We start from the raw sequence: 16,003 nt of genomic DNA, 5'->3' as shown, positions 1-16,003 counted from the left end.
TTCTTGTTTTTTTATCAGTTGATTCTATTTACTTTCTAGTGGGTTTAATCGGTTTTCCTATCTATATGATCTTAGTTTTTCGCTATGCTTCAGTAATTGGTCCAATTCGTCAAGAATTAGCTAATCGACTTGCAATCGTAACAAGAGACTCACAGGAAATATTTCGGGGAATTGAAGTTGTTCGCAGTTTTAATCAAGAAAATCGGGAAAATACACGTTTCATAAAAGGAAGTAACAAATATGCTGATATTGTAAATCGTGAGGGAAGATTGTCTGCTTTCTTTTGGCCTGCTACTATCTTACTCTTGATTACTGCAATTATTTTTGGAATTGGTCTAATGAAATTAGCAGAAGATCCTTCAACAATCGGAGCTTTTACAACATCAATTTCATTGTTATTATCCCTCCAATTCATTAATTTTATGTTACCAATGTCAATTTTAAGCATTCGAGCTGGAAAAACAAATGCTGATAGAATCTGGGAAAAAATGACTTGGAAGGATCCTGTCCCAGATGAAGCTAGGGAAGGTCACACTCCTAACTGGAATGGTGATATAGCTTTTGAAGATGTTAGTTTCAAATATGGGCAAAATGGAACTAAATTTGCCTTGGAAAAGGTAAATATCACCATCCCTCATGGCTCGCATGTAGCAGTGATTGGAGGCCCTGGTTCTGGTAAATCGACATTTTTGAAACTTCTATTACGTCTTTATGATCCTTCAGAAGGGAAAATAATGATTGGAGGAGTTCCAATGGCGGAAATTCCAGCCAAAGAAATACGAAAAGGTGTAACCATGGTGGAACAAGAAATATTTCTCTTTTCTGCATCTGTAAAAGAAAATATTGCTTTTGCTAATCCTTCTGCTTCAGATTCAGAAATTCTTGAAGCAGCAAGAAAAGCTCAAGCTGTAGCTTTCATAAATAAATTACCCCAACAATTGGATACACGAATTGGAGAACGAGGATCAAAATTATCTGGAGGTCAACGACAAAGACTTGCCATAGCTCGTGCAATCCTTGCAGATCCTAAAATCTTATTATTGGATGATTCAGCTTCAGCCATAGATTCTAAGACGGAACTTCTATTAAGAAGAGCATTAGATGAACTGATGAAAAATAGGACATCAATAGTAGTTACCCAAAGACTTCGAACCTTACTTGAATCGGATTTTATCATTTTATTTGATAAGGGTAGGATTATAGCTCACGGAACACATGAAGAACTGTTAAGAATAAGCCCACAATATCAAACTATCTTTAAAGCTTTACCCGAATCTATAGGAGGTCAGTTCTAATGTCTCGTCGGCATGGTCCTGGAGCACTCTTTTCTGAAAGAAGTTTCAAGCGTACAAGACCTACAAAAGTCTTATTACCCATGCTTTGGCATTATTTAGGTCGATTTTGGTCTTATCTTATCATTTCTGCTATATCTATCTTGGTCTATACAATTGGGTCCATTATTTATCCATTAATCATTAGTAGTGGATTGGACATAGCAATCCCTGTTGGATCAACGGTTCCTCCCGACACCAATTCCTTGCTGATGATCTTTGTGATTTTTTTAGTTCTATCCTTTATCATTTGGTTTTTAAATGCTCTAAACACCTACATTTTATCTCATGTAAGAGCATATATGTTACACGATGTTAGGAAGGAGGTTTTTAATCGTTTAGTCAAAGCGGATATGAGTTTTCACAAAAAAGAACAAAGTGGTGATATTACCAGCAGAGTTGTCTCTGATACAGATGAGTTATCACAAGGGATATCAGTTGTAACTCAAGCCAGTTCCCAGCTATTATTAACATTTGGAACGTTTTTTATCCTTTTAGCTACCAATGTAATCATAACTGGAATTTCACTCCTTGCAATTCCTGTAGCTGCGGTTTTAGCAGGATTTCTTGGAAATATTGGCAGGAAAGTAATGTATCGTGTTCGAAAAAGCTATGGTGCAGTCACAGGTCAAATGGCGGAAAGCTTAGCTGGAGTGTCCATTGCCAAATCATTTAATCGTGAAGAATGGTCATCTGGGATTCTTTACGAGTTAAATTTACAAGCTTATAAATATTTTAAACAAATGGGAGCACTTTTTAACTTTTTAATGCCCTCTATATCAATGATTTCTATAATTCTTGTTTCAATGACATTATTTGTAGGAGGATCACTACACCCATCTGTATTAACCTTTGGTCAAATATATTTAGGCGTTAATATGGTTCAACGCTTCCTCAGTCCGATTCTACATCTATCAATGTTTTATCCACAACTTCAATCATCTCTAGCTGCCATGGATCGTATTGCTGATGTGCTAGAACAGCAAGATAAAGTAAAAAATAGTGAAAATGCTGTCCCAATTTCGCTAGATGATACTAGTGTTACTTTTGAAGATGTTTCATTTGAATATGTGCAAGGTACCCCTGTTTTAAGTAATATTACATTTAAGGTAGAACAAGGTGAGAAAATAGCCATAGTAGGGCATACAGGTGCAGGAAAAACTACTTTGGCAGCTTTAATAGCACGTTTTTATGACCCTACCTCAGGAAGTATTTTTATTGGAAATCAGAATTTGAAAGATATCTCTCTTGAAAGTTTGCACTCCTCTATTGGTCTTATCCCCCAAGAACCATATTTATTTGCTGATACAGTAATTGAAAATATTCGTTATGGTAATCCTGAAGTAAGTGATGGAGAAATCTTCGAATTGTGTAAATTAATTGGTGCAGAAGATTTTATTGATGCGTTACCTGATGGGTACAACACACGTTTGTTAGAAAGCGGAAAAGGATTAAGTTCTGGACAAAGACAGATGATAACTATTGCTAGGACCATGTTAGCAGATCCCAAGATACTTGTTTTAGATGAAGCCACCTCTAGGTTGGATGCATATTCCGAGAGCTTAGTTCAGCTAGCTCAGAGAGCGTTGTTCGAAGGAAGAACTACCTTTGTAATTGCACATCGTTTAACAACAATTCGTGATGTGGATCGAATAGCAGTTTTTGAAAAAGGCAAACTTGTTGAATTAGGTACCCATAAAGAACTTTTAGACAAAAGAGGTGTTTATTCTGAATTATATTATACTTATTATAGTCATCAAGGTATCGAAGAGATTTCAGAGGTTTATATGGCGCCTCGAGAAGAATCTCTTGATGAATCACCTCTAGCAGTAGCTGCTAATGGAAATACTCATCCTCCTGGGATGCAACGCAATTTAGATAATATAAATCCTGATCAAATAGCAAAAATGAGGGAAATGTATGAAAAAATGTCTCCTGAAGAGCGAGAACGGTTAAAACATAGATTTCATCCCTGATTTTTCTCTTTATTTCGATAACCATTACTTTAAGTGATTTAGGTTATTTTATTTGTTACTAATTGATTATTTTTGTACTATCACTAAAACCCTACATTCTTCAGGGGGATTTTCAGCTTTTCGTTAACGGATTATTTTCATAAGTAATTATTCCATAAATGTTTCATAAGAATTACCTCTACAGTTACCTTTATTGTTGAATAAATAGTAGGATTATTTGAGGAACTCTAGAATGATTGATCCATTCCTAATAAAATTCATTATAACATTGAATTTTCTAATCTACATTGGATTTACGCTTCCACTTGATCTGAAAACTTATCTTAAAAGAAATCCAAATCTAAAACAAAAAATTTCACCAGAATCAAAAATCAATTTTTGGTCTATTCTTGCCTTTATAACATCTGGATGTGTATGGATTGTGTTTTTCTTAAATTCTATCGCTTTTTTTCTGAACCTCCAGATTAGCTATATTCCTAAATTAATTCCTAATACAATTTTGTTCAATATTTTCCAATTGTTGGGAGCTATTCTCATATCTTGTGGAACTATAATTGCTGTATTAGGTCGATATTCTCGTTGGGATCGTGCTTTTTCTTGGGGGATTCCTACTAAATTGGAAACAAAAGGGATGTATCGATGGATACGTCATCCTCTCTACTCTTCTTATATCTTCTATTTTCTTGGATTTCCTTTATTATATCTAAATCCTTTCTTTTTATTCTTATTACTCGGAATAATAGGATATTTTTCGATCACGCTGTACGAAGAAGCCCTTTTGGTCAAATATTTTCCTGAGGAGTATCCTATATACCAAAAAAAAGTTAAAAGGTTCATACCACTTTTGTGGTAATACCCTTAAGAACACTCAACAACATATTTACTTTGTGGATTTTCATGCCAAAAAAAGAGAATTCAGCATTAAAGGCTTTTGAATCACGAGTTGAATTTCCACAGGACTTAAAGTTCAAAGATAAAACGATAAGATATAGTAAAACTTATAAGGAACGTATTGACATAAATATAGGATTGAATGATACGCTAGATTACATTCAAAGCATTCCTGACGCCTCTATATCACTTATTGTTTCTTCACCACCATATAATATAGGAAAACCATATGAAGAAAGAATAGAGTTTGAACAATATCTATCATGGCAATCCCATGTACTCCAAGAATGTAAGAGGATCCTTAAACCAGATGGAAATATCTGTTGGGAAGTAGGGAATCATGTAAAGGAAGGGGAAGTCTACCCCCTTGATGTCTTTTTCTACCCAATCTTCAAAGAACTCGGATTTAATTTGAGAAATAGGCTTATTTGGCACTTTGGTCATGGATTACATGCTCAAAAACGATTTTCTGGCCGATATGAGGTTATACTTTGGTTTTCCAAATCTTCTGATTACATCTTTAACTTAGACCCGGTACGTGTTCCTCAAAAATATCCTGGAAAGCGAGCCTATAAAGGAAGAAATAAAGGAAAACCTTCTGGAAATCCATTAGGGAAAAACCCTTCTGATTTATGGGAGATTATTGAAGCTGATTGGGAAAATCAATTGTGGAATATCCCAAACGTTAAGTCTAACCACCCAGAAAAAACAATTCATCCATGTCAATTTCCAATTGAGCTAGTAGAACGCCTGATCCTAGCATTATCTAATCCAGGTGACCTTATATTTGATCCTTTTATGGGAGTGGGATCAACTTTACTAGCTGGATTAATTCATGGCAGAAAGGTAATTGGTGTGGACAAAGAAAAAGAATTTACAGATATTGCCGTTGTTAGAGTTCGAAAATATTTGGAAGGCTCATTAAAAAAACGTAGACTTGGAAAACCTGTACATAAACCGCGTGGAACCGAGAAAGTTGTTCAAAAACCTTTAGAATGGCGGGAATAGGCAATTATTGGAATTTATTTGAACTTTCTTTCAAAAGATCAAGAGTTCCTTAAGAGTGTTTTTGGTTATTTCAAGAAAATTGTAAAACTAACTATTTAGATTATTAGTCTTATTATCATTTAAAGGATTAAAGTGAACCTAGGCGATTCTCAAACATGGAGGATTATCGATTAAATTATTTCCTGAAGATTTTTCTTCAAAAATATAAATCAGGTCTAGTTATTTTATTCATAATTCTTTTTTTCTCCCTCCATTTGACTCAAATTCAGGCCTTTTTGCAATCTAATGATGGGGAGGATGAGGAAGATGAATTTAATAATATCGATGAAGATTATGATGGTATTGATGACCAATATGAAGAGATTAATAAACGACAGATTCAGTTTGAGGTTGGAGCTACCGAGATATCAATAGAATCTAGATTAAAATCAGGTGAAAAACAAGATGAGATCCATTTCGTGATAAAAATAGAGGATGAAATCAGAATTAATATGGAATACGAATCAGATCTTGGGACATCTGAAATAGACCTGGAATTAAAATTAAAATTTTTCACACTCCTTGAGTACCTTGATGTTAATTTAGATGGGATTTTTACTAAATCTATTGATTCAGTTGTCCAAGAGATTGCCATAGAATCCTTAGACTTTTTTCCAATATCTTATTCTACCTTGAATAACAATTCTCTTTATTTATTTAACATAACCTCGATCAATTCCCTCTTTTCAATTCAGTTTTATATTGCTTCAGAATTTTTTATGATGAATAATGTAACTAATACTCCTACTCAATTGAAATTAGACATTGCTTTGAGAAATTTTCCATTTGTTCAGAATGATACTCAAATAGCTTTAGGTATTCAGTTTGAAGGGGAAAATGAATATGAATTAAATGAAGAGACAGAAGATGAGAAACAGGGAAGATCGCAAGGTGAGAGTGAGGTGGAGCTTTTCCAAAATAATTTTACAGGTTTTTTTTCATGGTCAGAGAGTCTTTATGTTAATGATTTAGTTCAGAAAGTTAATATAAGTGCATTAGACATTTCAGAAGAGGGAACTGAGCTCTATTTTTCCTATCCTCATGGCTCAAAATTATTACATGATCCAAAATTAGGTGTTGCAGGAATCTTACTATCTCCCCCTTCTCCAACTGAAATCATCCAGCAATTAGTATCATTACTACAATTGCCTAAAGAAGGATATCTTTTTGTAATGACACTGATCACATTGGTTGTGATTGCTGGAATTCTTCTTTTTCGGAAAAATAAGAATAATTAAAGCTTCAAGGTACTCTTAGAGAGTCAAAGATCCTAAAAATATAAAAGAAGATTCATATTGTTAATTCTATAATTCTTTTCTAGAAGAATATTTGAGAGAATAAAGACATTTTTTAAAGATTTTGCTTAATAGATGCCCCGAGGTAAATTGATTCAATGGAAACGCCTGAAAGTTTTGATGAACGAGTCATCAAGGCGTTAAATCATGACATAAGGCGAAAGATACTTCTTGAGCTTTATGAACATGGCTTAGCTGGGTATTCTGATTTAGCACGAGTTCTTAATTTAAAACCCGGTGTATTCTACCATCATGTTAGGATTTTAGAAGATGCATTATTGATTGAACAAGATCAAGAAAAAATTTACCAGATTACATATCGAGGTTATCAGGCTCTAGAATTCTTAAAAACCTCTTTTGTACCAATAGAAACTTCTGATGGATTCTCTTGGTTGAATCATTATAATTTATTTTCATCGAAAATAAGTTCAAGACCATTATTTATCTCAATTCTCCTAATTGGGTTGATTTCAATGTTTTTAATTTATCTGAATCTAGTGAAGAAAATAGGAATTATTGGATTTTTTATATTTACAGTAAAAGATCCAATTCTGTTAATAATTCTGAGTTTTAGCTCAATAGGTTTAGAAATAATAATTTATTTTCTTGTTTATCAGCTACTCGTTAAACGCTCCTTTTATAAAGCAGACCTACTTGCTAATTTTTTATTTCCCCCTGCAATTATCTTTTTGATCATAGTTATCTTTAGTTTAATTTCCGATTTACCTCTCTTCTTGGATTTTTCAGGAATTCTAGGATTATTATTCAGTTTATTTTCACAAATTTTTAGTTTAAGCTATTACCTCCACCTATTTCATAGATCAGGGTTAAGAACATTAGATAGAGTCTTAATACTCCTCCTAATTGTGCAATACGGCAATTTACTCGTACTTTATGCCCTTACATGAAATTTCCTGATAGAATTAAACTATTCTATTTTTCTAGAAAAACCCCAGTTCTGTGAAAATGTAAGTTAATGTATAAACAAGACCAAATTCTGGATTATTTTAGATTATTTCCAAAAATGGTGAAAAAATTATGTTAAAAATTAAAAACTCAATTTTTCCACGAAGGCTATTATCCATAACATCAATTATAGCTTTTATGGTTTTAGGACTTATACTAAGTTCTATGGTAATTATTGATGGAGTTGCTACTCCAACCGAAGATGATGAAAGTGATTCCTCTAATATAAGCGATATTTCTGATATTGAGGATGAAGAGGATAACGATCATGATGATGATGGCGTCGAGGACGACATAGAAGAAGCAAATGAGCGCGAATTAAAAATAGAAGTATCCTCAGAAGAAGCCAAAATCGCATCTGAACGAAAAATCGGAACCCAAAAGGATGAAATCAAGATCGAAGTAAAAACAACTGATGAGCCTGAAGTAAAGGTAGAATACTCCTCTGAGGTTGATTCATTAGAGATCGAATTAGCATTCAAAATTCGATTCTATCTTCTTGCTGAATATCTTGATCTTGATTCTAATGGAGTCTATAATGAAACCATTGATGAACTTGTTCAAGAAATCCGTCTAGATTCAATTGACTATGAACCAATTTCACTTCAGACGGTTCCAGGAGCGGGTAATACAACCTTGTATATAATGAATATTACTTCCTCTAATAGGATTTTCTCTCTGCAATTCTATCTTGCCAATGAATTTGCTAATGTGAATGGTGTTCTAATTGCTCCAACTGAAGTTAAACTTGATATAGCAATCAATAATTTCCCATTCCTAAATGAAAGTTCATTATTGGCCCTAGAATTAAAACTAGAGGCTGAATCGGAATATGAACACGAAGAAGATACAGAAGACGAGGTAGAAGGGCGATCTGAGAACGAAGAAGGAGTTGATGTAGAAATGAATGGATTTTTTGGTTTCTTTTCATGGAATGAAAATGCATTCATTGATGGAGTTATTACCCCAATCCTTGCTAGTCCCGTATCTGAGGATAATCTCAATTCCAATGAGCAAAAAATTTACTTAAATTACCCACATGGGACAAATATTCTACATGATCCAAAGATCGGAGTTGAGGGTATTATCCAAGCAGGAAGTCAAAGCTTGACAAATGGATTTTTAGTTCCAATAAGCATCATTGCCCTTTCTGTTGCTAGCGGACTTTTTATTCGAAAGAAAAGAAGGTAATTCTTCTTTTCCTTTTTTATCTTAGCAATAAGAAAAGGAGTACTCACTTGAATCAGGAAATACCAATTAATTTATTTGTTTATGGGAATTATTTGACTGGTTTTCGAAATCATTATGTATTACAAAATCTAGAACCTAAAATAGGCATTCTTTCGGATTACCGTCGAATATGGCCTCCTGATAAACCTTTTCCAATAATTCTTCAAGATCAACATAGTTTTGTACGAGGTGAATTTTACCAGAATATCCCTGTTGTTCTTCTCCAAGAGCTTGATTGGATTGAGGGAGAAGGTAATTTATTCCATCGTATTAAGGTTCTTATTCAAATACTCAGATCTAATTCATCAAAATCTGCATATGCCTATTACCCTAGTTCAGCTCTTATTAAGGAATTTACTCGACAAAAAATCCTCAATTAATTTAAAATCCGATTATTTCCCTAATCTTTGTAGACGAGGTTGCTGCACAAGTAAGCTTTCTAAGAGCTGTTTTTCTTTTTCTCTTGGAGGGAGGATTTCGGAAATAGTTTGACAATAACGCCAAAAAAGCTCATTAGTCAGTATATTCATTTCTGTTAGAAATGATACAAGTTCAGATTCTTGTTCTTTTGCCCAGAATTGTAAAGATCGATGCATAATATTAATGAGAGTATCATAGTTACTGATTAAACGTCGCTCCTGAGATAAAAACAACCAAATATTCTTAGAGTCTCTCTTTAAGAATTCTCCCTTACACCAGAGCTCATTCAAGCTAATTCCTACCGATTTAGCAATTGAGATTGCCTCTTTAATTGAAAGTGTCTTTCCTTGGGAAAACCAGAGACTCATCAGATAGAACTTTGAATAAGGGTCGAGTGGAGAATTTTTGTCATCTTTAATCAATTGATCTGTTAAAAATTGTGTAGAATATTCTTTTATATCATTTAATAGGTCTTTAATTGCATAGGGTTCTTTTGTTTTTGAAAATATTTTTTCATATTTGCTATAAATTTCCATAGCTGGACCAATAGCTGAAATAAGATAATCTCCTCCTCCAATCACGCCATGTTGCCAAAAAGTAGTTAATCGTTCTGAAATACGCGATTTAATTTGATTTTCTATTTTATTTAAAAAAATAAAACCTTTTTTAGGGATTTTACGGCATACTAGGTAAATAGAAGAGCCTAATGCAGCTGAATAACGAGCTCTTAACCGTGTTTTCATTTCGGTTTGGATTGGCCATGAAGCAGTAATAATAAATCCTGCATTTAATAGTCCTTGAAGCATAGCCTCCCACCCATCTGCTGATTTGTGAGCATAAACAATTATTGCTATACCTTCAGGCTTTAAAGTTCGAAACATTTCTTTAAATGCGAGAGCTAAATTACTTTCAAAAAATAATTTTGGATTATCTTGACGTGATTTATTTGCAATAATTTCTTCTTTTTTAGGAGAGAGATATGAACTAAAAAGATCTGGAAATATATCTTTTAAAATCCGTTTAAACCAAACATAAAAGAAATCAGAAAGATCAGCATAAGGAACATTATCATAATATGGAGGATCAGTTATGATTGCATCAAAAAAGGCATCAGGATATGGTAATTGTTTAGCATTACCTTGTGTAATGGTTATTGAGGAGGAAACACTCCATGAGTTTGCCTTAAGAAATCGAACCACCCATTCTTTATGAGCATCCCAATCCCCATTCCCACCTGAAAAGACATTGACTTCAGCGTAGTCCCACTTCATAGGTAAGGCAGTTCGTCCATAAACATGTTCAATTTTTTCCCCATAGACATTATAAACTACTAGGTTAGCATTTTTATCTGCTAAACGACCTAATATTAACGCCAAATAACCTAAAATGGCTTGATAAAGAATATTACTGTTTGGATAAAGTTGACAATCAGTCAAAATCTCTGGTTTCAATGAGTTAATTGCATCAACAAAGGAAACAAGAGAAAGAAGCTGCCGTGCGTTAAAAAGGTCTTTCCATTGGTTATATCCATAACTTTGAAGGTTTACACCTAAGGAGCCAGCAGGAGGTAATTCCTCTGAGGGTAAAGGCTCTAAATCCCAATACCAGATTTTTGGTTTTCGAGATAAGAATGTTTTAGCCTCCTGCCAAGTTTGAAGATCATTTTGTTCTGCAATTCGGTAACGCTTACCTTTGATATTTGGATGTCTTAAAATAAGTACTAGAAGTCGTTGGCCCATTTTACCTTCACGGGCAAGTCTTCGTGTAATTTTAACAGAATTTGTTTCTCCACAAACCAAACAAGTAGCGTTTCCTCTATTAACTGTACCTTTAGATGGATTAAAATCGATTTTATCATCATATTGAATCTTAAATTCAACCTTCTTTGGTAATTTATGGATAATTGGTTTATATGCAATTTTCCGTGTTTTTTTCTTAGCTAACCAGAAATGACGAATTAAGGGAATTTCACTTTGACATTTTAGGTTAGTACAAGGTATGGTTCGTGCCCAGATGAAGCCAATTGGTATCCACCCATCATTTTCTAAGGGATAAAACTTACCAATTTTATGAAAAACTTTATCTTTAACCTGATTGGCCCAATAATTAACTTTTTCGGCAAGTAGATTATCTTCAAATAGGTGGGGCCATTCCAAGCTTGCTTTTTGAACAAGAACAGCTACTGGGTTCAATTCATTAGCATAGGTATGACATCCTAAACGATATGATTCTAGGGGAATAGATCCTCCTCCACTAAAGGGGTCTAAAATTTTAGGTGGTTCTTTCCATTCTTTTTGTAGAAGCTTTTGAGCTTTAGAAATAATTGGAGAATGTCCATTCTTCACTACGTCCCAGGGTAATATTTTTCGCACTAATTCAAGTAGATTTGCCTGAATTTCAGGGGAATTTGGTAATTCAAGTAGTGCAGCAAAGTTTGTGGCTCGTGAAGCAGAAAGAGGACGACGAGCCCACCATAAATGGAGAGTAGAAGGATGACCATGTCGAATGCTTTTTTCGCTACTACTATGCTTTGAAATCTCGCGTAAAGGCAAATTCCATTCGATTAATCGTGATTTCATAAGAATTGGGCGTCCAGTGGCAGTTTAAAATTCAATTGAATTATAAACTAAAAAGTATAATAAATATAGATTTCTTAAAAACGTGATTCAAGCAATTTAAAATATAAAATATTTACACATACTAAGGTGAAACTATATGAAAATCTTATTACCAGATGGATTCAGAGATCAAATTGATCCAATTCCTCCATTTGAGATACCTGATTTTGTAAAAAACATGGATAAGTTTATTTCTAGAGCTAAACAGTTGGAAAAGAATATTCCTAAAGTATTAGGTACATATGAGCATTTAGGGATAGTGGGTATTGGAGGATCTCAAGTACAACCCTTAATATTTCGACCACATTCCAAAGTATCCGTTACACATTTGGAAGTTCCTGATCCATATGTGTTAAAAGAATTAGCTAGTTATGAATCTAATAAAACTCGGATAATCTACTGTTCTCGGTCAGGAACTACAAAAGAAGTGATAAGTTTCATTCCATATCTTCTTGAATATCAATCGTTAGTCGTTACAAATGGAGGACCACTCTTAGAGGTTTGCGATGAACTAGGATGGTCTCGTGTTTCAGTAGGGTATGATGTATCTGGGAGATTCGCCATACAAAATGAATTAGGGATTGTCCCCATGATTGCGATGGGATTAGACTCTAATGAATTTTTATCTGGTCTGAAAAATAGTTATAAAGAAAATTTTAAGAGAGGTTCTTTAGCAGACGAAGTAGCTCTGATCTTTTTTAATCTAGAGAAAAGTGAATTTGCCAAAATACGTATTCTTCCTTCGGGTCAGTTTACACAGGGACTTGGTATCTTATTTACCCAGCTAATAAATGAATCCGTTCCTAAACACCTACAAGATGCATTAGATGCTTCGCTTCATATTATGCCAAGGAGTGCACATTCGGATTTACAAAGATGGTATGGAGGAGTAAAGGATTCTGCTATCTTTACCTTTCAATGTGAGGAGTATTTAGAGGATATTGAGCCAGAAGGTTATCCAAAACACCTCAAAAAGATTATTCCAGGAATAAAAGCGAAATCGGGTCAACACCTCAATATAACTTCACGAGCAGTTGAAGATACTTTTCCGGGACCTGTATTTAAATGTCTTCTCGAAAAAAATTCAGTTACCGAGACAGCTTATTGTGTTGGATTTTTACATGCTCTTACAATACGGCTTTGTCAGCTGAAAGGTTCCAATCCATTTGACCAACCAGCTGTTCAACAGTATAAAGACAGAGCAACCGAAATTTATAAAAAACTTGGATGATTTTTCAAAAGATACTTCAAAAAAAATGAGGGGAAGATAATTTAACCAATTTAAGAACAATTAGAGAAAAAAACAGATATCATAATTGAAATAAAGCGATTTGAAAAAACAGTCTTTTGATAATAATGCCTCATTCTCCTTTTACTGGAAAAGAACTGATTTATAATGTCTTTAATCATAAGAAGATGGATAAAATTCCATGGGTTCCATTTGCTGGTGTCCATGCGGGGTCATTATGTAATTATACCGCTCCAGAATTGTTAATAGACTCAAAGAAATTATTAAAAGCTTTACTAAAGGTGAATGAGACTTATCATCCTGATGGGCAGCCAATAGTTTTTGATCTTCAAGTTGAAGCAGAGATCTTAGGATGTACACTACAATGGGCAGATAAATCACCACCTATGGTAATTTCTCACCCACTGGCAAAAGATCTCACAATTCCAACGAAAATTCCCTCAAAAAAGGATGGTAGGCTTCCTGTAATTTTAGAGACAACGCAAAAATTTAAAACACTAGTGGGAGAGGAAACAGCATTATTTGGACTACTCTGTGGTCCCTTGACTTTGGCATCTCATTTACGAGGAATGACATTTTATATTGATTTGATAACAAATCCACAGTATTGTAACCAATTAATTGAGTATTGTACGAAGGTTGCACATCAAATAGCAGATTATTATATGGAAGTAGGGATGGATGTGATAGCAATTGTAGATCCTGTTGTCTCACAAGTTTCTCCTAGAACCTTTCAAGAATTTCTGATAAAACCATTCAAGTCATTTTTTACACATATACGCCAGAGAAAGATCTTTTCTAGCTTTTTTGTCTGCGGAGATGCCACTAAAAACCTTGAAATGATGACTCAAACTTTCCCTGATTCAATCTTTGTAGATGAAAATATCAATATGAAAACTGCTCAAGATATCCTTCAACCCAAAGGAATCCTTCTTGGGGGAAATATTCCCCTGACAACAATAATGTTATTCGGATCTCAACAAGATAATATGCGGTATGTTATTGAATTAATCGAAAATTTAGGAACAAAGAATCTTATTATTGCTCCTGGGTGTGATATGCCTTATGATACTCCCCCTGAAAATGTGATTGGTGTAATTCAGGCGATAAAAGAGCCTACTCTTATTAAAGAGTCTCTTTTAAATTATCAATCCACTGAACTTAATCTGGATATTACTCTTCCTAATTATTCAAATCTTTCCAAGCCATTGGTGGAAGTTTTTACAATTGATTCTGATATATGTGCTGCCTGCGGATATATGCTTAATGCTGCAAAAGAAATCAAGACATATTTTAACGATAAAATTGATTTGGTGGAATATAAATATACTAACAAGGAGAATATAGCTCGAGGAAAGAAATTACAGTTAAAACATCTCCCTGCAATTCTCATTAATGGAAAAGTGATCTATTCTTCATTAATCCCTCCTAAAACAGAATTTATACAGCAAATTGAAAAGGTGCTATAATGGAAAAATTGGAACCTATCCCAATTTTTTTGATTAATGGGTTTCTAGGAGCTGGAAAAACCACCTATTTAATTAATTTACTCTCAGAATTAGAAAGTCAGAACCTAAAATGTGGTGTTATTATTAATGAATTTGGAGATTTAGGCATAGATGGTCAGTTAATACCTGATGATGTTCTTTTGGTTGAAATTAACTCGGGATCAATTTTTTGTCAATGTTTAAACAACCAATTCTTGGAAAATTTGATTAATATTACAAAAAATCATCAGCTTGATGTACTTTTAATTGAGGCTTCAGGACTAGCTGACCCGTCAATAATTTATGATAATTTAAGACAAATAGAGAATCAAATCTATAAAAAATACCTCCTGAAAGAGATTATTTGCTTGATTGATGCTTTTTTCTTCTTAGAATTAAGTACTACATTACAGACTTTAGAACATCAGATAAAAGCCTCTACAATAGCTTTAATCAATAAAATTGATCTTGTTGAACCAGAAACGATTCATGCTATTGAAAATCGAATACGAGAATATAATCCTAATATAATGCTTTATCAAACATCTTTTGGGAAGTTTAACTATATTCAATCTCTTCCATCACTTAAGGCTACTCAGATCAAACATGGATTGGGAATTGGAGAGAAAAATGAAGGAATTCCATCAATAAAGCGTCTTTTATTGATATCTAACAGACCGCTTAGTAAAGAAGTAGTCATGCCTTTTTTTGAAGAGTTAAAAAAACATACGTTTCGTATTAAAGGCTTTCTGCAATTTCTTGATGGTTGGTGTCAAATAAATAGTGTAAATACCCAGCTAAAGATATCTAAAATAGAAAAGTCTTTTCTTACGAATCAAATTGTTGTAATATTTCGAAATACTGTAAGACAAGAACAAATATTAGTTTTTCGTCAACAATGGAATCAACTAAATAGTAATTAAAGTTGGAACCCTTTTTTTAAAAATCTTTTAAAGTTTTATAGAATAATACACTCAATCCTAAGCTCAAAGAATACACTAAAAATAAAACAAAGTGAATAATAAAATTAAGTACTCTGCTATACAAAGTTATTTATAGTAGTGAAGTTCATTACAATTTAAGATGTTTAATCAATAAATTTGAAGCATCAAGAGACTGAAAATGAAAAAACAGTTTTAAGTGAATAGAAATGTCAGAAAAAATAAACCTTAAAGCAATTGAGCAGAAAACATATAATGAACTCATGAAAGATGGAATTACGGAAATTCTTATTGGTTTAATTTTAATCTTTTGCCCAATTTTTTTCATAGCGCCTTTTATGGTAGTCTTTTATTTTTTCCCAATCTTCTTCGGTAATGCTATTCTCACATTCATTCGAGAACGAACCACCTATCCTCGTATCGGACGAGCGGAGCTAAGACTGGGAGAAGAGAAAGAGGATTATTCGGTAAAAAAGAATATTCTAGTATTCTTTCTTTTTATAGTAATAATTATTTCAATTGCGGTATCGATAATGTTTATCGTTGAAGGAG

At 33.5% G+C, this 16,003-nt stretch carries 13 protein-coding genes; 12 read left to right on the top strand and 1 reads right to left on the bottom strand.

Annotation, left to right across the window (positions count from 1 at the left end; genetic code table 11):
- The 8 genes from ACWVCY_RS12805 to ACWVCY_RS12770 all read left to right on the top strand — a co-directional run.
- Positions 1–1,295, top strand: a 1,295-nt coding sequence (locus ACWVCY_RS12805; protein WP_455143223.1) for an ABC transporter ATP-binding protein, incomplete at its 5' end; no start/stop codon positions are given.
- Complete coding sequence (locus ACWVCY_RS12800; RefSeq protein ID WP_455143222.1) at positions 1,295–3,307, top strand: ABC transporter ATP-binding protein; 2,013 nt, start codon at positions 1,295–1,297, stop codon at positions 3,305–3,307. The genes ACWVCY_RS12805 and ACWVCY_RS12800, both read left to right, overlap by 1 nt.
- A 232-nt stretch (positions 3,308–3,539) precedes the next feature.
- A complete protein-coding gene (locus ACWVCY_RS12795) occupies positions 3,540–4,160 on the top strand; it encodes a methyltransferase family protein (protein ID WP_455143221.1) in 621 nt (206 codons plus the stop codon).
- A gap of 44 nt (positions 4,161–4,204) precedes the next feature.
- A complete protein-coding gene (locus ACWVCY_RS12790; RefSeq protein WP_455143220.1) occupies positions 4,205–5,206 on the top strand; it encodes a DNA-methyltransferase in 1,002 nt (333 codons plus the stop codon).
- A 155-nt stretch (positions 5,207–5,361) separates the two neighbouring features.
- Complete coding sequence (locus ACWVCY_RS12785) at positions 5,362–6,483, top strand: hypothetical protein (RefSeq protein WP_455143219.1); 1,122 nt, start codon at positions 5,362–5,364, stop codon at positions 6,481–6,483.
- Positions 6,484–6,638: 155 nt separating this feature from the next.
- Positions 6,639–7,448: a winged helix-turn-helix domain-containing protein gene (locus ACWVCY_RS12780; protein WP_455143218.1), complete on the top strand. Its 810-nt coding sequence runs from the start codon at positions 6,639–6,641 to the stop codon at positions 7,446–7,448.
- Positions 7,449–7,578: 130 nt separating this feature from the next.
- Positions 7,579–8,697 carry a hypothetical protein gene (locus ACWVCY_RS12775; protein ID WP_455143217.1) on the top strand — a complete coding sequence of 373 codons (1,119 nt, stop codon included), beginning with the start codon at positions 7,579–7,581 and terminating at the stop codon, positions 8,695–8,697.
- Positions 8,698–8,744: 47 nt separating this feature from the next.
- The gene (locus ACWVCY_RS12770) at positions 8,745–9,116 is read left to right on the top strand and encodes a gamma-glutamylcyclotransferase family protein (protein WP_455143216.1); all 372 of its coding nucleotides are present in this window, start codon (positions 8,745–8,747) and stop codon (positions 9,114–9,116) included.
- Between the two features lie 12 nt (positions 9,117–9,128).
- Here ACWVCY_RS12770 and ACWVCY_RS12765 read toward each other — a convergent pair whose 3' ends face one another.
- Positions 9,129–11,735, bottom strand: coding sequence for a DUF1156 domain-containing protein (locus ACWVCY_RS12765; protein ID WP_455143215.1), 2,607 nt, complete (start codon positions 11,733–11,735; stop codon positions 9,129–9,131).
- Between the two features lie 136 nt (positions 11,736–11,871).
- Between ACWVCY_RS12765 and ACWVCY_RS12760 the strand changes: the two genes are divergently transcribed.
- The 4 genes from ACWVCY_RS12760 to ACWVCY_RS12745 form a co-directional block, all read left to right on the top strand.
- The gene (locus ACWVCY_RS12760; RefSeq protein ID WP_455143214.1) at positions 11,872–13,005 is read left to right on the top strand and encodes a hypothetical protein; all 1,134 of its coding nucleotides are present in this window, start codon (positions 11,872–11,874) and stop codon (positions 13,003–13,005) included.
- Positions 13,006–13,130: 125 nt separating this feature from the next.
- Positions 13,131–14,492, top strand: coding sequence for a uroporphyrinogen decarboxylase family protein (locus ACWVCY_RS12755; protein ID WP_455143213.1), 1,362 nt, complete (start codon positions 13,131–13,133; stop codon positions 14,490–14,492).
- Entirely contained in the window at positions 14,492–15,433 is a 942-nt protein-coding gene (locus tag ACWVCY_RS12750; RefSeq protein ID WP_455143212.1) for a CobW family GTP-binding protein, read from the top strand. The genes ACWVCY_RS12755 and ACWVCY_RS12750 overlap by 1 nt, the downstream gene beginning before the upstream one ends.
- Positions 15,434–15,660: 227 nt before the next feature.
- The coding region (locus ACWVCY_RS12745; RefSeq protein ID WP_455143211.1) for a hypothetical protein at positions 15,661–16,003 on the top strand (343 nt) is incomplete at its 3' end.

The sequence above is a fragment of the Candidatus Hodarchaeum mangrovi genome (assembly GCF_975850365.1).
Note: the sequence above shows the minus strand (reverse complement) of the source record. Positions and strands in the feature narration are given on the sequence as shown.